Source organism: Myxococcus llanfairpwllgwyngyllgogerychwyrndrobwllllantysiliogogogochensis, assembly GCF_006636215.1.
GTDB lineage: Bacteria > Myxococcota > Myxococcia > Myxococcales > Myxococcaceae > Myxococcus > Myxococcus llanfairpwllgwyngyllgogerychwyrndrobwllllantysiliogogogochensis.
Window position 1 is genome coordinate 23,538 of record NZ_VIFM01000017.1, and the last position, 24,430, is coordinate 47,967.

Sequence of the window (24,430 nt, forward strand, 5' to 3'; positions counted from 1 at the left end):
CTCCCCGAGATGATGGCCGCTCGCCCTCATCGAGCACCATGGAATCCCCCAGAGCTGAAAGGCCTCGTCGGCGGTGGGCTCGAATCGTCGCGGGCGCGCTCCTGCTGCTCATCGTGCTCCCCGCGCTCGCGCTGCTCACGGCGTGGGTGGTGCTGCACAACCTCGACCGCCCCTGGGTGAAGCAGCGCCTCCTCCCCAGGGTGGAAGCGGCCACGGGGTTGCAACTGGACTACCAGACGGCCCACGTCGCCATCCTGTCGGGGCTGCGACTCGAAGGATTGGTGGTGCGGACGCCGGCGCCGTTTCAAGGCCTGGCGCCCGAGCTGCTGCGCGTCGGCACGCTGGAGGCGCGGTGGTCGCCGGGCTCGCTCCTCGGTGGGAAGACCCTGGTGGAGCGGGTGGCCCTGCGGGACGTGGCCGTCGTCCTGGTGGCTGACGACGCGGGACCCACGTCCCTCACGCTCCTGACGCAGCCCGAGGCAACCCCGGAGCCCCTGCCCACTGAAGCACCCCTCGGAACCTCCCAACAGCTCGCTTCCTTCCTGGCTTCGGCGCCTCCCGTCGCGAAGGTCGAGGTGTCGGGCGTGTCCGTGACCTATGTCCGCGTCAGGAGCGGCGAGGTCGTGGACCGTTGGTCCTTGCGCGGGCTCGCGGCCGTGCTCGACCTGAATGAGCAGGACGGAAGATGGAAGGTCTTCGCGAAGCTGGGCGAGGCCGGTGCTCCGCTGCCCCTGGAGTTGAGCCGTGAAGGCCCCGCCGCTCCCACGGGTGTGGCCGCGCTGGAGCTGGCCCTGTCGGTGGAGGCAGGGGCCGAGGCCGCTCGCGCCCAGGTGGACCTGGATGTCACGCGGCAGACCTTCGATTCACGGTTCACCGTTCGCACCCTGCTGCATGGCGCGGTGTCGGCGCGGTTCGATGCCGAGAAGCGGCACAGCATCATCGAGTTGGAGCGCACCCGACTGACCGACAGCGCGCAGGTGGAAGTCCTGGCGGTGCTGCCGGATGCGGCGGACCTGCCCGTGGTCGTGACGCGGGCCCTGGCGGATGTGGACCTCGGACGGTTGTCGCAGGCGATTCCCGCCGAGTGGCGACCCGCCACCCTCGAACGCGGCAAGGCACACCTGGATGCGCGGGACGTCACGCTGGGCGCGATGCCGACCCTGGGCACCCAGGGCAAGCTCGGGCTCGACGTCGACGTCACCTCGCTCCGGATGGCCCAGGACGCGCTTCACGTGGCGCTCGGAGATGGACGCGTCTCCCTGGTCGCGACGCCCGATTCGAAGCAGGGGCTGTCCGCTCAACTGACCTTCGCGCTGCGGGGGCTGGCGGTCGACGGGCCCACCACGTTGCGAGTCCCGAAGGCCCAGGGCGAGCTGAAGGGACACCAACTGCGGCCGGAGCCCTCGTCTCCGCTCATGGTCGCGGGGGACGCGACGCTGTCCGCCACGGTGGATGCGCTGGACGTCCGTGCCTCGGGTGTCCACGCGAAGGCCGAACGGATGGGCTTCCAGCTCCGAGCCCCGTTGGCCAAAGAGCCGCCCTTCGCGTTGAGCGCGGACCTGCCCGTGGGCGCGCTCCAGGTCGTCATGGCGGATGGCCGCGAGGTGCTGAACGGCCCCGTGCACCTGAAGCTGGACGCGTCGGAGGTGTTCCCGCTGCCCGACGAGCCGGGGCGCAGCCGGGCCCGTGCCCGCGTGACGCTCGATGTCGGTGCGGTGCATGCGTCCCTGGATGCCACCAAGGGAACGGACGATGTGGCGTACACCCTGGCCCTCAAGACGCCGGACCTCGTCATCGCGCGGCCCTTCATCCCCAACGACATCGCCGCGCGTCTGGGGTGGAAGGACCTGGGCGTGGACCTGACGTCCAAGGGCACGGTGACGGCGCTCTTTTCTCCCTCGCCTCGCCTGGACCACCGGACGGAGCTGCGCGTGCAGCGGCCGGTCTGGGACGACGTGACGGCCAGCAACATCGCCCTCGTGCTCAACTCGCGGGGAGATGCGTGGCGACACAAGGGCGAACTGGACGCGCGGGTCGAAGGGCTGCGCGCCGGTGAGCTCGAGGTGGGGACCCGGCACCAGTTCATGACCCTGGACCTGGACCGCCGGAAGCCGGCGCTCCGGTTGGTCGTCACCAGCAAGGAAGGGCTCAAGGGCGGGGCGGATGTCGCACTGTCCTTCGACCGGAAGGCCCGTGCGCTTCGCGGCGATGTGACGGCGGACCTTCCGCCCCTGGGTCCCCTGTCAAAGCTCCTGGCCCGGTTCCATGTGCCCGCGGCGGTGGATGCCTCGAAGTTCGCGCTGAAGCTCGACGTGCACGGCACCCTGTTCGGCGTCTTCAAGGACATCACCTCCGAGGGAGAGGTGCGGCTGATGCCTCCTCCGCTGCGGGGCGTGGGCTTCGAGGGGAAGGCCGTGGTGGACGCGCTCGGCATCCGCTGGCGAGAGGATGCCCTCTCCATCAACCTTCCCGCGGCGCGCTGGGTCGTCGAGTCGCGCATCGATGGACCTCGCCGGAGCGTCCACGGCGACCTGACCGCGGAGAAGCTCACGGTCGGCCTGCGGGACCGTCGGTTCACCTTCGCGGACCTGTCCCACGACGCCACCTTCACCTTCTCCGACCAGTGGGAGGCGGACGAAATCGAGGTGAAGCAGAACCTGAAGGCGCGCACGCTCGAGCAGAAGCCGGCGCTGCCCTATCCGGTGCAGGACCTGACGTTGTCGTTCACCGCGCGCCGCAAGGCCTCGGGCGTCATCCATGTCCCCGACCTGTTCCTGTCCAATGGTGGGACGAGCACCGAGCTCAAGGTGAGAGGCAGGCTGGACCTCAGCGAGGAGCGCCGACGCCTGGCGCTGCGGGGACAACTGTCGCAGGACCTGTCCAAGCTCGCTCAGCCCGGTCGCCTGGAGAGCAGCGGCAAGGTCGCGGTCGAGTTCCGGGTGGCGTCTCCCGACCTCGTGGCCTTCCGGACCTTCTCCAGCCTGCTGTTCCAGAACGTGAATGTCCGATTGCCCGAGCAGGGAATCGCCGTCGAGGCGCTCGATGGCAACGTCCCGCTCACGGAGAACTTCCAGTTCACCGAGGGCCAGGTGCGGCTCCTGGACGACATCGACGTGAACCCGTACCCGATGCTGCGGTTCGCCGACCAGCACCCCTTGCTCTCGCGCAGCGGGTTCGTGTCGGTGGCCAGCATCACCACGCCGCAGGTCTCCATCTCACCGCTGGCGGGCAACCTGGCCATCAACCAGCACGTGGTCTCCATGACCCAATTGGAGATGGGCGTGCGCGGCGGGCGCATCACCGGACAGTGGCTCCTGGACTGGCAGGGAGCGCAGTCGACGCTGGAGGCGCGCGTGCGGGCCACTGGCGTGAAGTCCTCGCACGGCGAGCCCTTCGACGGAAATGCCGCCATGGTCATCTCCGCCAAGGACCGCAGCATCAACGGCCGCGCGGAAATCCTGCGCATCGGCAACCGGCACCTGCTCGACCTGCTCGACCTGGAGGACCCTCGCCACGTGGACCCCGCCACCAACCGGGTCCGCTATGCCTTGAGCCTGGGCTATCCGGAGCACGTGCGCGTGAGCTTCAACCACGGCTTTGGCAGCCTGAGCATCACCATGGGCGGTCTGGCCAAGCTGCTCAGCATCAACGACATCCGGGGCATTCCGATGGGGCCCATCGTCGATCAGCTCATCAAATCCGTTCCCTCCCTGGAGGCCACGCCATGAAACACCGCGGGTTGCTGCTGGTGGCCGCGCTGGCCGCTCCCGGGTGCATCAGCGCCCCGGAAATCGTCATGGTGGACCGCGCGACGGCGCTCGAGGAGCAGGCCTCGGGCTCGTTCAAGGACGTGGAGCAGCGGCTCGCGCGCGCGGGCATGAGTCCGACGCCGGTGCCGCTCACGCCCAACCAACTGGAGGAGCTGGGCATCCAGCCCACGCCCCTGGTGGAGAACCTGGGCAGGACGCAGGCGGACCGCGTCGACGAGTTGCTGCGGCGCCACTGCGTGGGGGAGGGGAAGGACGGGCTCCTCGTGGACACCCGTCGTCGCTGTCAGGCGGGGCGTCTGACGTCCGACGACGTCGCGCTGATGGAGCGGGTGAACCGGTCTCGGCTCCAGCTCTGGAAGTGGATGCGGACCGTGCGCCCGGCGGTGACAGAAGAGGCGCTGCGCCAGAGCTGGCATCAGATGCACGCGGAGGGCGTGGTCTGTGGTGGCTGGGTGGAGGCCGCTGACGGTACCTGGGGAGAGAAGAAGTGCTGACGCCCCAGGGGCGGTGCTTGCTGGTGCTGGCCCTGCTCGTCGCGAGCGGCGCGAGCGCGCAGGATGACGAGAACGACGGCGGTGTGCGCATGCCGACGCGGCTCACCGTGGGCGTGGGTGACCAGTTCCTCGGGCAGTTGGGGCCCGATGAGAACACGTTGATCTTCGCGTCCAACCGCAACATCGCGACCGAGCTCTACACGCAAGACCTGGAGAAGGGCCGCGAGCGCCGCCTCTTCGACGAAGGCGCCGAGGTGACGTGGCCGCGCGTCAGCCCCGACGGGAAACAGCTGCTCTACATCTCGTTCCGGAATCAGGCCGGCGGCCAGTTGTGTGTGCGGGATTTGCCCGGCACGGAGGAGCGCCGCTGCCTCGACGAAGAGGCCAACGCGCTGCAGGCGGAGTGGATTGATTCGTCACACATCGCGCTGGTGAGCCGCGCCACCATCCAGGGAGACCTGCGGTTGTCGCGGGTGGAGCTGGGGCGCGAGTGGAGCGTGAAGACGCTGCTCGAGCGCAACCTGACCAGCCCCACGCTCACGCCCGATGGGCGCTGGCTGGTGTATGTCCCCGTCGAGCGCTCCGTGACGCAGGTGGGCCCTGGCTTCGCCGCGCGCGCCGCCACCCACCTGGAGGCGCTGCGGTTGGACGTCCCAGGCGCGACTCCCATCGCGATGGACCTGGACCTGCCGGGACAGACCGGGCAGCCGGTGTTCTCGCGCGATGGGCGCTTCCTGTACGTGGTGCAGTTCTTCACCGACTCCACCGGGGATGGGATGATTGATGCCAGCGACACCGGGGTGCTGTTCCGGGTGCCGTTCGAGGTGGAGCGCGATGACGCGCCCGCGCTGGCCGCCGCCGCCAGTCCGACCCAGCTCACCAGCGCGTCCTGGAACTGCCAGTACCCCGCGCCCGCGTCCGCGTCCCTCATCGCGACCTGTTCACGCGCGCAGTCGCTGGATGTGTATCAACTGCCACTGGATGGGCAGGTCCCCAGCACATGGGATGTGCCTCAGCTCAACGAGGAGCTGAAGATGGTCGGCAGGCGCGCCGACCAGCTCCTGCTCTACCGCCACCGCCTGTTGCTCGAGGCCCGGCCCAAGGTGCGCCGTTTGTTGATGATGCGCTTGAGCCGGCTCCATCTGGACTCCGAGGACTTTGGCGCGGCGGAGTTCTACGCCGACCAGATGCGGCGGGTGAGTGACCCCGCCACCACGGGCCTGGAGGAGCCGCTGCGAATCCTCATCGACCATCGGCGCGCGCTGAAGGAGCGCGAGCGCGGTCGCATGGTGGAGGAGCTGAGCGACGCGGAACGCAAACGCATGGCCGCGCTGGCGCCAGCCGTCGCGCCCAGTCCGCCCACCGAGGTCCTCCAGCACGTCGTGCGCAGTGAGCTGGCGGAGTCCGCGGGGGACTTCTCGCTGGCCCGTCAGGAGCTGGAGTCGGCCCAGGCGCGGATTGTCGACACCACGCCCCGCGGGGTGCTGGAGGCCTGGTACGCCCAGGCGGACGCGCTGTACCGCAAGCTCGATGACCGGGAGGCCCTGGTCGAAGCGGGACGCCGGCTCTCCATGCACAAGGTCTTCCCGGCGGATGACCAGCTGGACTTCGCGCGCGCCGCCGTCAGCGCCCTGTACCGGGGGCGCCCCTATGCGGAGGCGGATGCCGCCATGGCCCAGGCCCTGGCCTCCGCCCCGGCTGGCTCCGCCTACGCGTTCGCCCTGGAGCTGGGGCGACACGTCAACGCGGTGCACGACGAGCGGCCTCCTCGCCCCGTGCGGGATGCGTTGATGGCGTTCTATCGCCAGCAGCAGGACCCCTTGCGCCGACGCGCGGTGGTGCAGGATGCGGTCGAGCGTGCGTCGGGGCTCGGCGCGGACGGCGTGCTGGAGGCCCTGGCGACGGTGTACGTCGACGACGCCCCTCCCGGCACCGAGGAGCGTCGCCGGGCCGAGCGGCTGTTCCGCCGCGCGCTGATGGGCCGCGCCTATCGCCGGTTGGCGAGGCAGCGAAAGGACGAGGCCCGCGCCGACTTCGACCTCGTGACGAAGCGGACGGGCTTTCTGGAGAGCGCTGTCGAATCGGTGAGCTTGCGCCTGCGCGCCGACGTCAGCCCCGAGGTCGTGGAGAAGGAGGTCACCACCACGTCCCCAAGCATGGCCAGGCCGCTCACGCACTTCGTGAAGGCCTACGTCATGGCGCGCCAGCTCCCCAAGCTGGATGACAAGGCCCACTCCCTGGCGGTGAAGGCGGCCGTGCAGGAGCTGCGCATGGCGTGGCCGGAGCTCAAGAACCAGCGCGCGGTGCAGGCCCTCCTGGGAGCCATTCACCACGAGGACTTCCTGCGCAGCCGCGCCCCCGCCGCCGCCGAGCGCGCCAACCGGCACTACATGGTCGCCCTGGACCTGATGCGCAACAACGTCCGCTACAAGGCGATGATTCTCGGGGCGTTGGGGATGCTGCACACCCAGGTGGGCAACTACCACATCGCCCTGGGCTACCTCGACCAGCGGGACAAGCTGCCCTACGTGGACAACTGGGCGGGGCTGGCCGTCTCCCTGGCGCGGGCGCGAGTGCTCCTGCATGTCGGGCGTGACGAGGAGGCCGCGAAGGCGGCGGACCAGGCCCTGGCCATGGTGGATGCCACCCCGAGGCTGGCCCGGTTCACCCCGCTCGCGGTGGACCGCGCGGCGCTCTACAACCTCGCTGCTGGCAAGTTCGAGCGTGCGTTGGCGCTCTATGACCGAGAGCTGCCCATCGTTGAAGCGAGCCCTCGTGACGAGGAGGGGCTGCGCAACCGGCTGGTGGTGAGGCTGGCCCGCTGCGCCTCGTCGCTGGGGATGGGACAGCCCGAGCGGACGTTGGCGGACCTGGACCAGGTGGAGCGCGACCTGTCAGCTCCGGAGGTGAGGGCCTCGCTGAAGTGGGCACGCTCCACGCCGGAGCACGTGCTGCGCACCTATCGCATCATCGTCGCGGGCCTGCGTGCGAACGCGGAGACCCGGCTCGGGCGACTGGATGCCGCCGCCCGTTCGCTCGAACAGCGGCGAGAACTGTTCCTGGAGCAGTTCGACCAGTTGGACCGGGACGAGGACGTCCGCGCGGTGACGCTGGCGGAGATGCGGCTGGCCGAGAATGCCGTGGACCGCCAGGACCCGGCGCTGGCGGCCCGGTGGTTGGGCAAGGCGCTGGAGCACGCGGATGCGCTGGTGGCTCGCACCCATGCACCCGTCGATGCGGGACAACTGGACGTGCTCTGGTTCGCGGCGCAGTTGCAGGCGAATGGGAGCACACGGATGCCCTTCGATGTGCCCGAGCGCCTGGGCAAGGCGCGGCGCTCCCTCATCGACCAGCGCGACCCGTCCTGGCGCGCGTATCTGGCGTGGTTCGAAATCTACATGGCGCTCAACGCCCACCCGCCCGCGGAGGTCCGCGACGCACAGGTGGTGCCCGCCCAGCCGTAATCGACGTCCCCATGCGAGACTGAAGGCATGACTCGTCATGGCACCTCTCCGGCACCGCCATCCGACAGTGAATGGAGCGAGCTCGAGCAGTCACTCGTGACGTCCTGGCGCCTGGAGACCCTGGCCGTCCATGCCGACCTCCTCCAGCAACGCGGAGACCCCCGCGGCGAGCTGATGGCCCTGGACCTGAACCCCACGCCCGAGGACCGGGGCTGGCGGCACCGACGACAGGCGCTGCTCGCGGAATGGCTGGGCGAGCCGCTCGCGGTCCGCGCGGGAAACCTCGTCCAGCATGGCTTCATCCACGCGCTTCGCGATGACCGCTTCCATCCTCCGGGTCTGCTCGACAGTCCGCTGGGGACCTTCGTGCGGCGCTACACGGTGCGCGGTGATGAACAGGCGCTGGCGCGACTGGCGAGCCGTCCACGGCCCTGGCTGGTTCAGCTCACCTTCATCCCCAGCGGCCCCGGTGTGCAGGTCAGCGACACGGTGCGGGATGCACTCATCGCCGCGACGCCCCATCTCCAGGAGCTTCACCTGCTGGGGGCACGTCCTCCGTTCGACGCCTTTCCCCATCCCTCCGTGCGCCACGTGTCCGTGGGACAGGAGCACCTCCCCGCCCGACGAAACACCCTCGCCGTTCCGGAAGGAGTCGAAGTGCGTGGCTGTCCTCACGCGGAAGGTCGTCGCGGCCCCTGGGTGGAGGACGCGGAGGTGGAGCTCGCACTCGACGCGGTCCACGAGCAGCCTGACTGCGGCCGGCTCCAGGAGTCCTACGACGGGTTCTTCACAGAGGCGGGTTCCCTGGCCGCGCTGCTCGCGCGTCTGCGCTCCGCTGGACTCGTCACGATGGATGGCCCTCTTGTCAGGCTGACGACGGCGGGGCGTGTCCAGCGCAACCTGGAGCCCCTCCGTTCTCCTCGGCTCCCCGCCGCGCAGCTCGACTTCGGCCGTTGGTTTCTCTGGGCCGAGGCGCGTCGGCGGACAGGGGAACATGACCAGGTGCTTATCGGCAGCCTGCGCAGCCATCTCCCCTGGCTCGAACAGTGTCTCTCGCGCGTCCCTCTCGACAAACGCGTCCAGGACACGCTGGTGAGCTATCGCCGCTTCCTCATCGACACGCTGGTTCCAGCCGATGAGCACGAGGTCCGCGCGTTCGACTCACCTGATGCTCTCGCCGAGGCCGTGGAGACGCTGTTGGAGCTGGAGGACCTGGACCTGGGGTTCATCCACCAGGAGGACCCCTTCGCCGAGGAGGCGCTCCTTCCACTGGAAGCCGCGCTCGACTCCACGCGGGCTCCTCGCCAGGCACTCTTCCACCTCGTGTGGGGCTCTTGAGGCGGAGGTGACGGCGGGTTGGAGGAACGCCGGGAGCTTTCATTGCTCAAGGCACGGAGTAGAGCCCGACGATGTTCGGGTCCAGCGTGGCGCTGGAGAGCCGCAGGCCCGTGGCGGCGCTGACGCTCGTGACGTCACTCACGCCCAGGTCCGTCAGGGAGAACGACACCGCTCCCAGCTTGGACTGCACCGTGCCGGGCGGGGTGCCGGTGATGCTGCCCACGCCGCTCGTGTACGAGACAGTCGCCAGGGCGGTGGACGTGGTGCCCGCGGCGGAAGGGGTGAAGTCGCTCGCGAGCAGCGCCAGTGAGTAGCCGCCCACGGGCTGGTTGGACGCGTTGACCAGCGTGACGGTGACGCTGTCGCCCAGGGTGGTGGAAGTCGTCGTGCTGTCGACGATGAAGAAGCGCGTCTTCGCGGTGAACGCGGTGCCGAACTGGAAGTGGCCCGTGCCCACGTTGTTCGCGCCGTCGTGGATGCCCAGTCCGGAGGCGGCCACGTTGGCGTTGGCGGGCGCGGTGCCCACGGCGCTCGGCGTGTTTCCGCCGGTGATTCCCTGGGCCGTCGCACCCACGAGCTGGGTGAAGGTGCCCTCCGCCGTGGTGAGCGACGCCAACTGCGCCACACCGGTGAGGACGGCCGGAGTGCCCGCCGTCACCGCGCCCGTGAAGGTGGCGCGGGTAGCGGGAAGGCGCGTGGGGCCTCCTCCGACGGGAGGCTCGGCCTGGGTCGTGATTTCATGGGCGATGCGGTGGAGGTTGCCCGCGTCGGTGGCGCTGATGCCCAGCTCGTCCGCCGCGCTGCCCGCGCCCGTGGCCAGACTTCGGGGGTCGTCCTGCGTCACCCTGGCGAACAGCACCGCCGCGGACAGGTAGCTGCCGTACTTGCTCGAGTGACGATTGTCCTGCGCGCTCCACAGATTGAACATGCCCGGGGAGATGCCATCCGCGGGGTTCGGGTCGGCCAGCCCCTGGTCCACCGCGCGCAGGAAGCCTTCCCCCACGCGGGCGACGCCCGTGAAGCCCAGGTCCCGGGAGGCCTTGAAGTACGAATCTCGCAGGTCTGTCTGCATCGCCTGCAGCCCCGAGGTGCCGCTCGGGTAGCCCTGCGTGCCCACGCCCGTGGGTGAGGCCCAGGTCTCGTACAGGAACAGGTTCGCGGCCGGGTTCTTGGAGAGCACCAGTGCGCGCAGGGTGCGCGCGGCGTCCGTGAAGGCCGTGGGGGCGCCGCCTCGCGCGGTGGGCAGTGGCGTCGTGCTCTGCTCCTGCAAGATGACGGTGGTCCAGGTCGGCTGGCCGATGATGGCGGCCCTGTTGGAGGCATGCCAGCCGAGCGTCTGGCCACTGGCCGTTTCAACGCTGACATTGAACGAGAGGCCCGCCTGCACGGTCAGCTTCTTGAAGATGCCAGGGATTCCTCCCACGCCGGAGCCGTTCGTGTCGGTGACCGCGGCCTTGTTGTACGAATAGGCCGGCTCCTCGTGCCCGTGGGTGAAGCTGTTGCCCACGAAGAGGATGGTGCCGCCCGCGATGGCGATGCTGGAGTCGTCCAGGGCGCCGTCCTCCTCGGTGGCCGCGAGGGCGGAGCATCCCACGCTGATGGAGAGGAGGCTCCAGGTCATCAGGCCCAGCAAAGTCACCTCGATTGGAGAACGGCGCATGACGCCTCCCTCAGGACTTCGAGCCCGACGCCACTCGGAACACCTGGGCCTTGCTCCGGGCCCTGCACCTTACGCCTCGATGGTTACCCGTGCATCTGGTGCCGGGCGGACTCCTGGGACTCGCTGCCCGCCCTGTTGCCACCCCCGCTCCAACGGGACCATCCATGGGGTCTTGTTGGAGCGGGGGGACCCGGTGCTCGGGCGACAGGCCCTACCGGTGCACGTGCTCAGCGAGTGTCACGAGGCCTTGTGACACAGGCCGCCTTGCTCTGAAGTTCCCCTGGCAGCTCGGGGCAGCCGTCTGTCCCTGGATGACAACAAAGCGGCCAGGTTCTCGACGGCTCGGATTCCGCCGACCACGCTCCTGCATTGCTGACGACGGGACACGTCAGCGCCGGTGTCCATCCTTCCACCTTGTCGATGAGGAAGGTCGACGGGAACTGGGTCCCGGTGCCCACCTGATTCTCGGGCCAGCCCAAGCCGCCTGCCTCGACATTGAGGTTCAGGAGCAACTGCATCGGTGGCGGCGGGATGTTGGCCGTCGCCGAGTACATCGGCACACCATCAATGCTGATGAGGATGCGATTCGGGCTCCAGTCGAGTTCATAGACGCGGAAGCTCAGTGCATAGGGGACCGCGGCCGTGTGCTCGTAATCCACCTGGCGAGCCGGCTTGCAAGTCGTCTCGCCGGGCTCGGGCTGTGTTTGCGGGTAGTGGCCGAAGAACATCTTCGCGGGGTTGTATCCACAGAGGCCACCGCCTTCGAACACGTCAATCTCGCTGCAGTTGTGGCCCGAGAACCAGAATGCCGGCACGAGGCCCGGCTGGGCCGTCACCTTCGCGGTGATCCGGTAACGCCCATAGCCAAACCACTGATGGGTCGCGATGCTCCCGGACGAATAGCCATTGAACCCCGTGGGGTCGACCTTGGCGGTGAGCTTCAACATCCCGGAATCCACGGTGGTATTTACGCCACGCCAATAGGAATCCGTGTTCGGTTCGGAATTCAGGACGATCCACTTCCCAGTGTCGAGCCCCTGGGAGAAGTCGTCGTAGAAGGTATGCCGGCCGCAGCAGCCGCCAAGGCAGGTGGCGCCCGCCAGGCATGAGCCAGCACAGCACGGCTCACCGTACCCGCCGCAGCTCATGCACGCACCGGAGACGCAGGTCTTCCCCGCCGCGCAGCCGGCCTGACACGTACCGTTCGGGTCAGGTGCATCCACCTGGATGAAGACGGGCACCTCCCCCGGGAGGGGCACCCATTGGGGGGTGGCGTGGGCACGCATCGGCGAAAGAAAGACGACGAAGAGCGCGAGGCCCAGAACGACATGGGGGGAGTTCCCCCGAGTGGGAGTCGACATTGCTGTCATCCCGGGCTACGGCGAGATGTCCAGCGCATACACGGTACAACCCCAGCCCGTGGTGGTGACGGTCTCATCCGTGTGGACAGTCACGTGCTTGCCGGCCATGAAGGCCGCCAAGACCGCCGAGTACATCGCCTTGGCGCCGTCCGCCGTCACGCCACGGACGCCGACCACCACGGCTCCGCGCTGATTGCCCTGGTTTCCATTGGAGCAGAGGGTGAGTGGCCCCGTGAGCACCAGGCTGAAATTCCCATTGGCATCGACTTGAATGCTATGGACTGTCGCCGTGGTCTGCGTTGCCATCGCTTCGCCCGTAAACAAGGTCGCGAGCAGGCCTGTGGCGATGAGTGATGACAGAGAAGCTGCCTTCATGATGAGCCTCTTGGATGTGAGTGTGCTTTTGGCAGGGTGCCATTTGAAGAGGCTCGTGTCCATGGTGGTGCGGGGCGGCGACTCAGGGGATGCGTGCGTCGAGCCACGTCAGGTGCGCGTCGATGGTCTCCGATACGACTTGTGCTTGCTCGGATGCACCAGGCTCGGTGTATGGGTTGCCAATCTCCTTGTGCTTCCACTTCACCCAGGTCTGCTTGTACCAACCCCAGTCGAGGTTCGTTCCCGTTGACGGCGGCGTGGCGCTGGCGTACCCGGAGAAGGCGCGGATGCCCGTGGCGGGGGCGACCTCCTGGCCTCCCACCACATGGAAGATGTGGAGCCGGTCGCGACGAGGGAACTGGGCGGTCAGGTTCGTGGCCCACGCTCCATAGAAGGTGCCCCAGGGCCGCACGGGGTTGTTGATCTTGCTGTCGAAGGTCCCCAGTTCATCCTGGCTGTTGCGACACACTCCGTCGAACGACGACACATAGATGTTGATGCCGTCGAGCGCCGTGTTCGCGCGAAGCGCCTGGGCCAGGCGCATCACCAGACATCCGCCCCGCGAGCTGCCCGCCAGGTAGATGGAGCGCGTCTCCGGACGGACCTGGGCCTGCAGCCAGCCCACGAAGCCGTTGACGATGCGCTGCTTCGTGTCGCTGTCGTCCAGGTGGTTGAAGTTGCTGTCATTGACCAGGGCCAGCCAGGTCTTCCCTCGAGGAAACCATCCCAGGGTGTCCAGCTTCATCGCCAGTGAGCGGCCGTCCAGACTCACGTTGGGGCAGGAGACGCTGTCGCAGGACGCGTCCCAGTTCGACGACTGCCCCGTGACGCCACTGGAGTGGCCGCTGCTCGAAATCTTCTGGCCCGCCGACATGACGACGAGCGCTTCTCGCACGCCAGGTGCATCCGCCTCCGCGATGCGGATGTCGTGGAGCGTGCCGTCGGAGGCGCCCGCCGCTCGGAAGTGCTCGAAGCCGGCCGCCGCCTGATAGGCACCCGAGGCGTTCTTGTAGACGACGCGCCGCGACACCACCGTCCTGCTGGCGCCGCTGGGATAGGCCAATGCCTGGGCCTGGGCCTCCAGCGCGCCGTCGGACTCCAGAGGGCCGCCACAGCCCGCGAGGACGCCTCCGAGCAGCAGGACCCGATTCATCCATGAGAAGACACGACGAGAAATCCCTGGGGTGAGAACCATGTGTTGCACCGCCTCCTGGAAGGGTATGAAGTGAGTCTTTCATATCTTTCCAGGTGGGCAGAGAATGCTTCGAAGTCCTTCGCGAGAACGACGTGGGGCAGGCCGCCCGGGTGCTCGTGCGGCGCGCTGCGTCGCCGTGTCGTTGGGCCTGTTGCTCGCCTTCGCGTCCACGGGGGCGCGCGCGGATGGGTTGTCCGTCATTCCCTACGGCGACAACTGCTGGGGGACGGGGACGGACGCGGACCGGGATGGCCTGAATGACGACTGTGAGCAGCAGGTCGCGCGCTGGTTCATGCCGCTGTTCTGGTTCGACACGGGAGAGAGTGGCTCCGAGCGCCGTCCCTACTTCGCGGTGAAGAGCGAGGGCTTCGCGACGCGGACGCTGCGCATCTTCTATCTGGACACCTTCTTCGAGGACACGGGCGTCACCACCGGCCACGACGGCGACCCCGAGTTCCAGATCTTCGAGGTCCATTACTCCGGGGGCCGCTGGTATCTCGACTGGGTCTATCTGTCGGCGCACCGCAAGAGCGTGTGTGAGTCGTCCGCCTGGTATTCGTACGAGCAGCTCGAATACGACACGCGCGACGCGCGCAATGCCTACCGGGGCTGGCCCGTGCTGTACGTCGCCGAGGACAAACACGCGACGTACAACAACCTCGCCACTTGTGACAGCGGCTGCTTCGCCCAGGATTACTGCAGTCGTCACGTGGCCCAGTACCTGGACACGGCGTCCGCGCCGCTGGTGTCCCGCAACGTGGGGTCGACAGGGGTTCCGCTCATCAACTCCGTGGTGTTGAACGGAAAGACGGAGCGGTTGCTCGACGACGTCGACTTCAAGGGCTGGGATGACCAGTGGTACCGGCCGAACTCGAAGGGGTACTTCCGGCACCTCAACGACTTCGGCTTCTAGCCACCGGGAAGTCGACGCATGTCGCTCGAACCTCCTCGAGTCCGCTCTCGGACGCGCGTGGCCGTCGTCACGGGCTTCGCCGTGCTGTTGCTTGCCCTGGCGGTGGTGCTCCCCGCGCGTGACGGTGGGGTGGAGGAGGTCCGGCGCCCGGAGTCGGCGGTGCCGGAGGTTCCGAGCGCGCCGGTGGTGGCACCTCGGGCTCCCGAGGTCCGCGAAGCGCGTGCGGCTTCGGCGCCCATTCCCGCCAATGTCTCCGGAGAGGCCCTGTCGGCGGCGCTGAACGAGGAGCGGGTGGTGCTCGCCTCCAGCACCTTCATCGAGCGCCTGGAGATGGACCGGCCCTGGGCTTGTGCGGGCGGGCAGGTCTCCCTGGCGGGCAGGGTGGGGGGCGCGCCGGAGTCAGGTGCCCTCTCCCGCTGGGTGTGGCCGGGAAGGGATGCGGCGGCGGAGCTGCATCCAGGGGCTCGACTCCAGTGGCGTGCGCCCGCTGAGCCGGGCACCTATTTCGTGCGCTTCCAGGTGTGCAAGGACCTGGGCGGACGGCGTGTGGGCGTCCTGGCCGAGGAACTGCTCCGAATCGAGGTCCGTGACTGTGACGACGACGGCGCCGCGCGAGAGGAGGGCCGGCTGCGGGTCGACATCATCCAGCGCGCCAATGGGGCCTTCCTCTTCCGTGCTGTCTCAGCGGGGTCCGAGTCGCTGTCCGGTCATGCCTGGGACTTCGGTGACGGCAGCACCGCGTTCACGTCGGGGCCCGAAGTCACTCATGCCTATGACACCCGTGCGCTGGACGTCCGGACCTTCACGGTGAGGCTCCTGGCCGGGCGGGGCGAAGGGGCCGCGCTGAGCGCCACCGCCTTCGTGAGTGTGCGCGGGCAGCCGCCTTCCGATGAGCCGCTGCCGGCGACGCTCGCGTTGTCACGCGCTCGTGCGGACGCGGAGGAGTGGCGGAGCGAGGTGTCCGTCGAAGTCCCGGAGCCAGGCGTCGTCACCTGGGAGCGTGTGGAGCGCTCGATGATTCACTGGAACGACCAGGTGGATGCCTACACGCTCCCGTGGCGAGAGGTCATCACGGTGGAGGCGGAGACGGGCCGTGGCGGCCTCCGGGGCTTCGTCACGGTGCGCCCATCCGAGCTGGCGGTGACCGTGAAACGGGTCGTCGATGTCCTCCACGGACGCGACGAAGCCGGTAAGGCGGTCTCCTTGTCGTGGGCCTCCTTCAAACGAGAGGCCGCGCCCATGGCGCCCTCCGTCGAGGCGCGGCTTCCCCTCAAGTAGCGGACAGCATACGCGTTGTCCCGTAGGCGTGTTTGTCGATGCGGGCCAATGCGTGGCATTCGCTTGCCCGCAGGGTGCGGGTGGTGGGCTTGTCTGGGAATGATGTCGCATTCGACCTGGGTCCAATTGGCTTGAGATGCACCTCCTGGACATGTTGCCAATGACAGGGTGTGAACACGAAAGGCTGGACTCGATGGCGAATCTACTCGACCTCATTGGGGAATCCGCGCCGTATGTCCATGTCCACGACCTGGTCGTGGACAATGGCGTGCTGCACAGCCGCTTCAAGCCGGAGCAGCAGCGATACGGCGAAACGACGTTGATGAGCTGTTCGGAGGCGCTTCGCACCCTGGCGGTCCACGGAGTGCTGACCTGTGCCGCGGCGAATCCCAGTCAGGGCAGGCACTACTATCTCGCCGCCAGGGCGGACCTCCAGGTGCTCCCCATCCAGGCGACCACGTCGGGCTCCTTTCACTGCGTGGGGCGCGTGGAGCGGATTGAACAGCGCAAGCAGTTCCCCTACTTCAAGGCGACCACGACGTGCTTCACGGAGAATGGCGAGCGCTACGCGGTCATGGATGGGGAGTGCATTGCCCTTCCCGAGTCGGCGTTCGTGGCCATCAAGGGGGCTGATACGGCACCGGTGGCCGCGCGGGCCCCTGGTCAGCCCAGTCCCTACAGGGACCCCGTGAGGCCGATGAAGTTGGAATGGACGAAGCCCGGTGAGGTGCTGCGGGCCTGGCTGGAGGGGTTTCCCCGCGAGGACTTCGCTGGCCACTTCGATGTGCGGGCGCTCTGTCCCTTGTCCCTCCTGGCGGGGAATGCGTTCTCATTGCTGCGTCACTTCCCTGGCTTCGATGCCTATCGAATCAGCAAGTGTCTGGCCACCTGCAAGGACGTGCCGCTCCCGGGGGAGCCCATGCTGTTCAACTGCATCGCCGAAGCGGCCGGCCAGTTCAAGCTCACCGCGGAGAATGGCCAGGGCAAGCACCTGGCTGCATTTCATCTCGAGGCGCGACCCGACTCGCATGGATGAGGCGCCGCTGAATCAGCCCGCATGGCCGTTCAACCTTCCCCGCAGGAGATGAACCGATGCTCAAGGATGGACTTGTCGGCACCTGGCAGCTCGTATCCCTGGCGAGCCTCCTCCCCGATGGCAGCAGGGCCCATCCCTTCGGGCATCAGTTCCTGGGGATGTTGATGTATGACAAACATGGAAACATGTCGGTGCAGTTGATGCGGGGCGACCGCGCCCGCTTCCAGTCCGCGGACCTGCTGGGGAGCCAGGAGAAGGAAGCGAAGGCCGCGCTGGACGGAGCCGCCGTGTACTTCGGGACCTACGAGGTCGACGAGGAGACGGACACGGTCTCTCACCACATCCAGGGCAGCCTCTTTCCGAACTGGATGGGGACCGTGCAGCGACGCAAGGCCGTCCTGGATGGCCATCGGCTCTTCCTGCGCACCGAGCCTCTCGCGTTTGGGGGCCGCCAGGCCGTGGTCGTCCTGGAATGGCGCAGGTTGACGCCCTCGTCCACCTGAGCCCCGTGGCGGCGGAGCCCCAGGGATTCCTGCCCTGGCGGCTTTGTCGTCGCGTGAGCCTGGATATGTTTCACGCGGGGATAACAGGACTGGCTCGAAATCCAGTTGCTCCTGTGATAGATGCGTTCGGCGATACCTTCACTGGATGGGAGCCGAAAAATGTTCAAGCAGCCCGCGAAGTTGGCTTGTGTCGTCGCGCTGGTCCTGAGTGGTTGTGGTGGTGCACCCGAGGAGTTGTCCGTGGACGGGTCGGAGGTCATCGAGTCGACCGAGCAGGCCCTCATCTGGGCGTGTGACGGGACGCGCGCCTTCAACCGCTACTGGTATGTGAACAACATCGAGGTCGGCCGCGAGTACTGCGACTGCCCCGATATCCTCAACAAGTTCGGCGAGCAGCGGGGCCGCTACACCCAGGAGCGCATCGCCTACTGCGCTCCTTGAGCCGGCGCGCCGCGCTCCTTCCGCTGTGCCTGCTCCTGCTCGCGTGTCACGCCGAGCAGGAGCCCCTCACGCCGCCCCTCGCGGGAGACTCCTGCTACGAGCACGTCCGGCGTCTCGCCGCGCATGACCCGTGCTCTCCAGCCGGGTACGCTTGCGGGATGACTCGCGCCTGGGTCACCGAGGTGTTTGAGGGCCTCGAACGACAGTCTTCCGAATACAAGTTCGACGACGGTATCGACGGCTCCAGGGCCGGCTACCGGGTCGTCCATGGCGACGAACTCCAAGGGGTCTTCCAGCACCACGCGGGACGCGACGAGACGGTCATCTACCGCGTGCGTCACACGGGCACGGAGGACCATGTCGTCACCATCGAGCAGCTTCCGCGCGGGCAGGGCTATCGCATCTACCCCTGGACCCGCCACCCCTGAAGTGCGTGGGTGTAACCGCTTTCATGCTCGCGCCGTAGGAGAGGTCTCTCCGTCCCCGAGGAGCACCTCCATGTCCGGTACCAAGGTCGCCGCGAAGGTCCTCGCCAAGCCGTTCTTGTCCTCGCCGAAGGCCGAGTTGGCGAAGCCGAAGCCGGTCCTCCCTCAGGCCGCGAAGCCGGCGAGTTCCTTCGCGCGAGACTCCTTTGATGCGGCGCAGCGGAGGTCTGGCCCGGACCTGACGGGCGCGCCTCGCGCGAAATCGAGCGCGACCCCGCCGACCGTCAGCGAGGACAGGTCCGGACGGACGGTGGTGAACCTTGGCGCGGGGGACGACACGGCGACCGTCTCCCAGGGCCCCAAGGGCGGGCTGACCATCACCAGCGGGAGCTCGACCATCCAGCTCACGGCGGAGCAGGCCGAGAATGTGGTCATCAAGGGCGGCGACGGAAACGACAAGATTACCGTGGACGTCAACGTGACGACGGGCGTGGCCATCCATGGCGGAAAGGGAGATGACTATCTCCAGGGTGGCTCGGGTGATGACTCCATCCGGGGCGGAGATGGCCGGGACGTGGTGTATGGCCTGGGCGGCAATGATGCCGTGAGCGGCGGGGCGGGGCGGGACTACCTGGATGGCGGCCGTGGCGATGACAGCCTCAAGGGCGACTCTGGCAAGGACCAGGTGATTGGCGGGCGGGGCAATGACACGCTGGCCGGCGGTTCGGGGAGCGATGTGCTCGCGGGAGGGGCCGGCAAGGATGCCATTGACGGCGGCTCCGGGCGCGATGAGGTCTATTCGCAGAAGAACGACACCGTGGCGCGCTCGCGCCAGGACACCGTCACCACGGTGGACCTGAGCGAGGACGTGGGCACGTCGGTGACGGTGAAGGGGGATGCGAACTTCCAGGCGCGTGTGCAGTCGGACCTGGAGGCGTTGGAATCCCTCCCGGTGGGACGGGAGCTGCTCTCGGGGCTGGATGCCAGTGGCAGGTCGACCACCATCCGGGAGACCTCGGGTGGAGACTCGGCCTCTCCGACCAACGACGACGACTCGTGGTTGAGGCCCGATGGGACGCCGGGGCCGGGCTCGGACGCGACCATCAGATACAATCCCACCGACACGGAGTACTACGAGGGGGACGAGTCCTGGCAGGTGAAGCCCCCCGTCACCACGCTCTTCCACGAGCTGGTGCATGGCTACAATTACGCCACGGGGACGCGCGCACCGGGAGAGACGGACGGCGTGAACAACCGCGAGCTGGCCGCGGTGGGGCTGCCCTATGACCACGACGGCGACGCCAGCACGCCCGACATCCGGCCCTCGCACCCCACCGAGAACAAGCTCAGGGAGCAGCTCGGGCTGACGCCCCGCCCGGAGTACTGACGGGCGAGGCGTCACGCGGAGGAGGCCGTGGCTCAGGGCACGAGGCTGACCTCGTAGCCACGTCCACGTTGAAGATCTCCGGTTGGCACGAGAAGTTCGGACTGCGAACCGTCGCCTTCCAGCAGAGCTGAGCTCCTCTGGAGGGTGAGAGGTCCACCACCGCCTCGCTCTGCCCGACCGCGAATGGCACGCCCAGCCAGGTGGGCGCGGGATTCGATTGGCAGCCCCCTTCACCGCACAGCCTGCAGTCCGAGGCGACGGAGTAGGAGTAGGAGATCTCCGCTCCCGATGGAGAGGACTGGCACTCCGTGGGGAAGCGGTCGTCCTTGCGAACGCGCACGCGTGAAATGGCGCAGTGGGGCGCCGCGGTCTCGCTGATGACCGTCGAGCGTGGCGGGGAGCACGGGGCCGGGCTCGGGGACCGGCCCGGAGCAACTCATCAGCAACACCAGACACAACAGCCCATTTCAAGGACGCAACGCACCTGGCTGCCACGCATCATGGACTCCCCCTGTGGGGCGCACGGGCGACCCGGGCCGCAACGAATCATCATTGGGCCATCCCTGACAACTGGCCCCAGGGGCCTGTCCGTTCAACCGCCTCCTTATCCCCGCGCCGGGCCCCCAAAGGCATCCTCGGATTCGAACCGTTGGAGCAGGTCGGCGCTCTCTTCAATGAGCGCGTCGGCGATGCTCGCGCGCTGTTCCTCGGGCCCCCGCGCGTAGCGCGTCAGCTTCTCTCCGATGTCGACCAGTCCCGCCATGCGGGAGGCGGGCGGCGGGCTCCAGGTCCGTCCGGTCAAGCTCCCCACCCCGCGGCAGAAAGCGCCGAGGTGGTAGCTGGTTCCGTCCAGATAGACATGGGCCTTGGGCGGGAAGCGCGTCCTGAGGAGCGCGGCGTTCCAGAGTCGCTTCAGGGCCTCGAGCAGTGGAGGCTCGATGGGAGCGCTGACCACCTCGACCGAAGGCAAGGCCCGCGTTCCTCCCGTGTCTCGCGAAGCGTCTCTCACGATGGGCCAGAGCATCGACTCCATCCGGGTCGCGATGACGCGAGGACCGGGCCACTTCTCGTGGATGTAGACCGCCTCCTCGGGAGTAAACGAAGGCATCCTCACCAGGAGCAGCGTCCAGGAGGTGTTCGGAATCAGGAGGCGCGCGAGCTCCGATTCATAGGACGATGATGAAGTCTGGGAGAAGGACCCGGGTTCAGGTCGCAGATGGTCGGTCATGGCGTGGCTCCTTGGGTGTCGGTGGGGAATGCGCCCGTCCGGACGCATCCCTGGACGCACCCATGACATCAGCGCGGTGAGCGCTGGCGCGCGAGGACCAGGGACTTGCCTCGTGCCGTGGAGCCGGTGGAGCGCACCAGCTCGCGCAGCGCCGAGGGAGGAACGTCGTTGTACTTGCGAAACGTCCGCGAGAAGTGCGCCTGGTCGGAGAAGCCCGTACAGAACGCGACGTCCGTGAGCGTCAGCCCCGAATCTCCCAGCAGCGCATGCGCGGCGTCGACCCGGGAGCGTTGCAGCATCTCCGAGAACGTCGTGCCTTCCTGCCGCAAGGCGCGTTGAAGTGTGCGACGGGACAGGGTGAGTCGCTGCGCGCTCTCCTCGAGTGTCCAGGGATGCAGCAGGTCTTCGCCCATGAGCTTCTGGAGCCGGCCGCGAACCTCCTGTGGCTCCGCCGTCCCCGGCGCCTCGCTGGCGGGTGGCGGGGCCTGTCGGGTGGGCTTCCACGAGAAGGTCGCCAGGTCCGTCACCTCGGGCAGCATCCTGGGGCGTGAGGCCCCTCCGTAAATGACGACGGACTCGAGGGACACGGTCAGCCCCGTGAAGCCCGCGGTCTCCAGGATGGCGACGAGGACGCCCCAGATGAACAGGTCGTTGACGACGCGAATCTTCCCGCCGTCGATGGCCACGTGTCGCAGCGTCATTCGCGCACGGGCCTGGTCATGCTCGACGAGCCGCGTGCGGTGCCGGGAGTGCATGAAGCGCTCGAGCGTGCTCCATCGTTCCACGGTGTGTCGGGGCGTCTGCCCCGCGCCCAGGGCTCGCAAGACGGGGTGCGATGAGAGCGTCCGAAGCTCGCGGCCCAGCTCCAGCACCGGGCGCCACCCATGGGCATCCATGACGGCCTGGAGGATGTCGACCTTGTCCCGCCCTTGCGTGGCGATCTCCGGGTAGTCACGAGCGACGGCCGCCTTCAGCACGGCGCTCAGGGCCGGGCTCGTCATGACGCCTTGGTCCTCCATCGTCAGCGGCCCCGGGTCATGGAGAAGTGTCCGGAGCCACGCTCGTCGCCAGCTCGCACCGCCCCGCGTTGCGCCAGTCACTGAGCGCGGCGAGGAAGAGCGTGTTGAAGTCCCCGCCAGAGAAGGGGTTCTGGCTGGTCACCAGGTTGCAGTCGCGCACGGCGCGCGAGCGGCCCGGGAACGCCGTCTCATGGTGATAGCCGGCGTCGTCGAGTTGCTCTCCGATGCCTCGGACCTGTGCGCGTGCGCCCATGACGAACGTCTCGATGTACCACTCTTCGAAGCCGGACACGGAGGTGACGCGCCGCCCCGCGAAGGGGCTCTGCCCGGCCGGCAGGCGCGAGAGGAGCGCGGGCGCATGGCAGACGAGCCCCACGGGACGGGCGGTGGCCCCGAAGTCGACGAGCAGTCCGTGCAGGTCCGTGTCGTGGAGCAGGTCCACCATGACGCCCTGTCCTCCCGGCACGAGGATGGCCTGAAACGCCTCCGCGCGAGTGCGGACCTCGGACAGCGGGAGCGGTGCGAGCAGTTCTGGAAGTTTCGCCACCAGGGCCTGCGCTTCAGCGAGCGCCTCGGGACGTTCCTTCCAGTACGACGGCTTCTGTCCCTCCGGGTCGAACGCGGGCGTCCGTCCCCCCGGCGTCGCGAGCACCACCGTGTAGCCCGCGTCGACGAGCGCCCGATAGGGCTCGTAGAACTCGTTCAAGAACACCCCCGTCTGACGCCTGGAGCCGTCCGCGAGCTGCTGCTCGGACGCGGCGGAGAGGACCATCAGCACCGTCCCAGGTGCGCGGACCTCTGCTGGCGAGAGGGGGGTGGAGGGGAAGACGAGGTGGCGCGTGGGCGTCGTCGCGCAGCCACACGCCCCGCCGACGACCGCGAGCGAGAGGATTGCGAGCCACCACGTCGAGGTCCTTCCAACGCGGAAGGCGGGAGTCTGGATTGGGCCGGGCGCTGCCATGCGGGTCCTCCTGGTGACAACTTCATCGCCAGGGTAGGAGCGCGAGCGCGAGCGGGCTTGAACGAATGCGCCAATCCGCGGCCTGCCTCAGCCGTGGAAGGACTTGAAGTAGTTCGCCATGATGGCCGGGTGGTCTGAATAGAACTTCCCATCCAGCGTTCGGGACAGCGACACCGTGTCTTCGCCTCTCAGGTTCATGGCTTCGGTTTCAACCTGATCGGTGTTGGCGATCAACCCACCCATGTAGTTGTTCTGCGAATTGGTATTGGAATGCGACAGGGTGTAGGTGGGCTTGACGGTGTTGTCCGCGAGCGTCGTGAAGTTGAACTGATTCGGGAAGAACCCTCCGTTCAGCTCGAATGAGTCCATGTTCAGGTCACCCAGCAGCGCGTCGATATCGTTCTGGCGCGCGAACTCGCCTACCGCCGCGAGGGCCTGCTGCTTCTTGGTGTCGGAGGTGAAGCCCGTGTATCCGGCATCCAGGTGGACGCCCGCGATATCGATATGGACCTGGAACTCGGGACTGATCTTCTGGACGCAGAGCCACTTCTCCTTGTGTTTGACGCCTTGTCGGAAGAGGACCTTCGCATCGTACAGGACATGTGACATGAACTTCTCGTCCACCAGGGCGTAGGCGGCAATCTCGTTCTTCGCGTCGACGCCGGCGTCGGGACCGAGGATGTCCTTGATGCTGCCGATCTTCCGGTACCTGAGCTCCGGGCAGGGCTGAAGGACCTTGGGGAATGGGGCGTCCTTGAGCTCCTCCGAGAGGAAGATGACCTCGGGACAGAGCCTGCTCAACTGGACATGCAGGTCGATGGGACTGGCGGAATGGACCCGCTTCCATTCCGACGAGTTCGTGCAGGCCATGATGTGCTTGAGGACGATGTTGTCGTAGCTGCCCTCGATCTGCGTGGGCGTCATGGGAGTCGACCTGGCCTCGAAGACCTGCTGACCGGGATAGACACTGGTGTTGAGGGAGGAGAGGGCCCTGGAGGTCGTCGGAGCCGACGTCGATGCGAAGTGGTTGTCTCGCTGGGGGATGAAGTCCGCCTGGAAGGTCCCTTTCTTCGCATTGGTTTTGTAGAAGTTGTTCCCCGCGTCGAAGGGGATGAAGAGCGTCATGCATTGCAGTCGCATGACGCTGGGCGGGATATACGGCGCCGTGTCGTCGACGGTGGTGGGCTCCTCAATCATCCCCTGCCCGGAGCCCGACCCCGAGACCTCTGACAACGTCATGGCGGACTGGGTGCGCCGGAGCGTGTGCCGGGTCTTCGAGATGCCGCTGACCCGCATGTCGACCTTCTGGACCCGTTGCTTGTGGTGATCGAGCTTGTTGTCCGCGTATTTGAACTTGCCCTTCGTGGGTTGGCCCCGGGCGACGAGGCGGATGCATCTCCTGCACATCTTCTTGCTCTCGAACTCGAAGACGAAGGTGTTCTCATGACACCTTTTGCACTTGATGATCATGCGGGCTCACAATCGTCGAGCGTGGGGGAGCCCCGTGCCCGGGTGGGTGCGTCACGGAAGCCTCGATTGCAGCCACCGTGCCGGGAGTCCGCCAGGGCCACGCTCCGAGCGG

Annotated in this window: 20 protein-coding genes; 11 read left to right on the forward strand and 9 right to left on the reverse strand. The window is 67.6% G+C overall.

The genetic code is table 11. The features are described from left to right. Positions 1–38 precede the first annotated feature (38 nt). The 4 genes from FJV41_RS06405 (at position 39) to FJV41_RS06420 (ending at position 9,066) form a co-directional block, all read left to right on the forward strand. Positions 39–3,728, forward strand: a complete 3,690-nt coding sequence (locus FJV41_RS06405; RefSeq protein WP_141641521.1) for a translocation/assembly module TamB domain-containing protein — start codon at positions 39–41, stop codon at positions 3,726–3,728. After that, a complete protein-coding gene (locus FJV41_RS06410; protein WP_141641522.1) occupies positions 3,725–4,264 on the forward strand; it encodes a DUF1318 domain-containing protein in 540 nt (179 codons plus the stop codon). The genes FJV41_RS06405 and FJV41_RS06410 overlap by 4 nt, the downstream gene beginning before the upstream one ends. Next, positions 4,258–7,728 carry a TolB-like translocation protein gene (locus tag FJV41_RS06415; RefSeq protein WP_141641523.1) on the forward strand — a complete coding sequence of 1,157 codons (3,471 nt, stop codon included), beginning with the start codon at positions 4,258–4,260 and terminating at the stop codon, positions 7,726–7,728. Before FJV41_RS06410 ends, FJV41_RS06415 begins: the two co-directional genes overlap by 7 nt. 96 nt (positions 7,729–7,824) lie before the next feature. After that, positions 7,825–9,066, forward strand: a complete 1,242-nt coding sequence (locus FJV41_RS06420) for a hypothetical protein (RefSeq protein WP_141641524.1) — start codon at positions 7,825–7,827, stop codon at positions 9,064–9,066. Between the two features lie 46 nt (positions 9,067–9,112). On the opposite strand, the gene FJV41_RS06425 is transcribed toward FJV41_RS06420, so the two are convergent. From FJV41_RS06425 to FJV41_RS06440, 4 genes are all read right to left on the reverse strand, one after another. Then, positions 9,113–10,726, reverse strand: a complete 1,614-nt coding sequence (locus tag FJV41_RS06425; protein ID WP_141641525.1) for a cell division protein FtsK — start codon at positions 10,724–10,726, stop codon at positions 9,113–9,115. Between the two features lie 227 nt (positions 10,727–10,953). Continuing rightward, complete coding sequence (locus FJV41_RS06430; protein WP_174489485.1) at positions 10,954–11,967, reverse strand: glycoside hydrolase family 16 protein; 1,014 nt, start codon at positions 11,965–11,967, stop codon at positions 10,954–10,956. A gap of 135 nt (positions 11,968–12,102) precedes the next feature. After that, positions 12,103–12,462 (reverse strand): hypothetical protein, encoded by a 360-nt coding sequence (locus tag FJV41_RS06435; RefSeq protein ID WP_141641527.1) that lies wholly within the window; start codon positions 12,460–12,462, stop codon positions 12,103–12,105. A gap of 82 nt (positions 12,463–12,544) precedes the next feature. After that, positions 12,545–13,615, reverse strand: a complete 1,071-nt coding sequence (locus FJV41_RS06440; protein WP_246137036.1) for a hypothetical protein — start codon at positions 13,613–13,615, stop codon at positions 12,545–12,547. 106 nt (positions 13,616–13,721) lie between these two features. Here FJV41_RS06440 and FJV41_RS06445 point away from each other — a divergent pair, with 106 nt between their 5' ends. The 5 genes from FJV41_RS06445 to FJV41_RS06465 all read left to right on the forward strand — a co-directional run bounded on the left by FJV41_RS06445 (position 13,722) and on the right by FJV41_RS06465 (position 17,828). After that, positions 13,722–14,570 carry a hypothetical protein gene (locus tag FJV41_RS06445; protein WP_246137037.1) on the forward strand — a complete coding sequence of 283 codons (849 nt, stop codon included), beginning with the start codon at positions 13,722–13,724 and terminating at the stop codon, positions 14,568–14,570. An 18-nt stretch (positions 14,571–14,588) separates the two neighbouring features. Beyond that, on the forward strand, positions 14,589–15,848 hold the full coding sequence (locus FJV41_RS52095; RefSeq protein ID WP_181790442.1) for a PKD domain-containing protein: 1,260 nt from the start codon (positions 14,589–14,591) through the stop codon (positions 15,846–15,848). A 193-nt stretch (positions 15,849–16,041) separates the two neighbouring features. Next, positions 16,042–16,884, forward strand: coding sequence for a hypothetical protein (locus tag FJV41_RS06455; protein ID WP_141641529.1), 843 nt, complete (start codon positions 16,042–16,044; stop codon positions 16,882–16,884). 56 nt (positions 16,885–16,940) lie between these two features. After that, a complete protein-coding gene (locus FJV41_RS06460) occupies positions 16,941–17,387 on the forward strand; it encodes a lipocalin-like domain-containing protein (protein ID WP_141641530.1) in 447 nt (148 codons plus the stop codon). A gap of 159 nt (positions 17,388–17,546) precedes the next feature. After that, positions 17,547–17,828 carry a hypothetical protein gene (locus FJV41_RS06465; protein ID WP_141641531.1) on the forward strand — a complete coding sequence of 94 codons (282 nt, stop codon included), beginning with the start codon at positions 17,547–17,549 and terminating at the stop codon, positions 17,826–17,828. On the opposite strand, the gene FJV41_RS52100 is transcribed toward FJV41_RS06465, so the two are convergent. Beyond that, complete coding sequence (locus FJV41_RS52100; RefSeq protein ID WP_181790444.1) at positions 17,813–17,953, reverse strand: hypothetical protein; 141 nt, start codon at positions 17,951–17,953, stop codon at positions 17,813–17,815. The genes FJV41_RS06465 and FJV41_RS52100 overlap by 16 nt on opposite strands. Positions 17,954–17,986: 33 nt before the next feature. Here FJV41_RS52100 and FJV41_RS06470 point away from each other — a divergent pair, with 33 nt between their 5' ends. Continuing rightward, the gene (locus FJV41_RS06470; RefSeq protein WP_141641532.1) at positions 17,987–18,256 is read left to right on the forward strand and encodes a hypothetical protein; all 270 of its coding nucleotides are present in this window, start codon (positions 17,987–17,989) and stop codon (positions 18,254–18,256) included. A gap of 70 nt (positions 18,257–18,326) precedes the next feature. Continuing rightward, on the forward strand, positions 18,327–19,640 hold the full coding sequence (locus FJV41_RS06475) for a M91 family zinc metallopeptidase (RefSeq protein ID WP_246137038.1): 1,314 nt from the start codon (positions 18,327–18,329) through the stop codon (positions 19,638–19,640). A 604-nt stretch (positions 19,641–20,244) separates the two neighbouring features. On the opposite strand, the gene FJV41_RS06480 is transcribed toward FJV41_RS06475, so the two are convergent. The 4 genes from FJV41_RS06480 to FJV41_RS06495 all read right to left on the reverse strand — a co-directional run bounded on the left by FJV41_RS06480 (position 20,245) and on the right by FJV41_RS06495 (position 24,318). Continuing rightward, positions 20,245–20,868 (reverse strand): hypothetical protein, encoded by a 624-nt coding sequence (locus FJV41_RS06480; protein WP_141641534.1) that lies wholly within the window; start codon positions 20,866–20,868, stop codon positions 20,245–20,247. A 68-nt stretch (positions 20,869–20,936) separates the two neighbouring features. Then, entirely contained in the window at positions 20,937–21,869 is a 933-nt protein-coding gene (locus tag FJV41_RS06485; RefSeq protein WP_246137039.1) for a helix-turn-helix transcriptional regulator, read from the reverse strand. 34 nt (positions 21,870–21,903) lie between these two features. Further along, positions 21,904–22,848, reverse strand: coding sequence for a type 1 glutamine amidotransferase domain-containing protein (locus tag FJV41_RS06490; protein ID WP_246137040.1), 945 nt, complete (start codon positions 22,846–22,848; stop codon positions 21,904–21,906). A gap of 87 nt (positions 22,849–22,935) precedes the next feature. Next, positions 22,936–24,318: a hypothetical protein gene (locus FJV41_RS06495; protein ID WP_141641536.1), complete on the reverse strand. Its 1,383-nt coding sequence runs from the start codon at positions 24,316–24,318 to the stop codon at positions 22,936–22,938. Positions 24,319–24,430 lie beyond the last annotated feature (112 nt).

Bases quoted from the DNA above. Each gene is read 5' to 3' on its own strand.
- FJV41_RS06405 (WP_141641521.1), top strand. From the start codon at position 39: ATGGAATCCCCCAGAGCTGAAAGGCCTCGTCGGCGGTGGGCTCGAATC.
- FJV41_RS06410 (WP_141641522.1), top strand. From the start codon at position 3,725: ATGAAACACCGCGGGTTGCTGCTGGTGGCCGCGCTGGCCGCTCCCGGG.
- FJV41_RS06425 (WP_141641525.1), bottom strand. From the start codon at position 10,726: ATGCGCCGTTCTCCAATCGAGGTGACTTTGCTGGGCCTGATGACCTGG.
- FJV41_RS06435 (WP_141641527.1), bottom strand. From the start codon at position 12,462: ATGAAGGCAGCTTCTCTGTCATCACTCATCGCCACAGGCCTGCTCGCG.
- FJV41_RS06440 (WP_246137036.1), bottom strand. From the start codon at position 13,615: ATGAATCGGGTCCTGCTGCTCGGAGGCGTCCTCGCGGGCTGTGGCGGC.
- FJV41_RS06445 (WP_246137037.1), top strand. From the start codon at position 13,722: ATGCTTCGAAGTCCTTCGCGAGAACGACGTGGGGCAGGCCGCCCGGGT.
- FJV41_RS52095 (WP_181790442.1), top strand. From the start codon at position 14,589: ATGTCGCTCGAACCTCCTCGAGTCCGCTCTCGGACGCGCGTGGCCGTC.
- FJV41_RS06455 (WP_141641529.1), top strand. From the start codon at position 16,042: ATGGCGAATCTACTCGACCTCATTGGGGAATCCGCGCCGTATGTCCAT.
- FJV41_RS06460 (WP_141641530.1), top strand. From the start codon at position 16,941: ATGCTCAAGGATGGACTTGTCGGCACCTGGCAGCTCGTATCCCTGGCG.
- FJV41_RS06465 (WP_141641531.1), top strand. From the start codon at position 17,547: ATGTTCAAGCAGCCCGCGAAGTTGGCTTGTGTCGTCGCGCTGGTCCTG.
- FJV41_RS52100 (WP_181790444.1), bottom strand. From the start codon at position 17,953: ATGCGCGGCGAGACGCCGGACGTGCTCGTAGCAGGAGTCTCCCGCGAG.
- FJV41_RS06470 (WP_141641532.1), top strand. From the start codon at position 17,987: ATGACTCGCGCCTGGGTCACCGAGGTGTTTGAGGGCCTCGAACGACAG.
- FJV41_RS06475 (WP_246137038.1), top strand. From the start codon at position 18,327: ATGTCCGGTACCAAGGTCGCCGCGAAGGTCCTCGCCAAGCCGTTCTTG.
- FJV41_RS06480 (WP_141641534.1), bottom strand. From the start codon at position 20,868: ATGACCGACCATCTGCGACCTGAACCCGGGTCCTTCTCCCAGACTTCA.
- FJV41_RS06485 (WP_246137039.1), bottom strand. From the start codon at position 21,869: ATGACGAGCCCGGCCCTGAGCGCCGTGCTGAAGGCGGCCGTCGCTCGT.
- FJV41_RS06490 (WP_246137040.1), bottom strand. From the start codon at position 22,848: ATGGCAGCGCCCGGCCCAATCCAGACTCCCGCCTTCCGCGTTGGAAGG.
- FJV41_RS06495 (WP_141641536.1), bottom strand. From the start codon at position 24,318: ATGATCATCAAGTGCAAAAGGTGTCATGAGAACACCTTCGTCTTCGAG.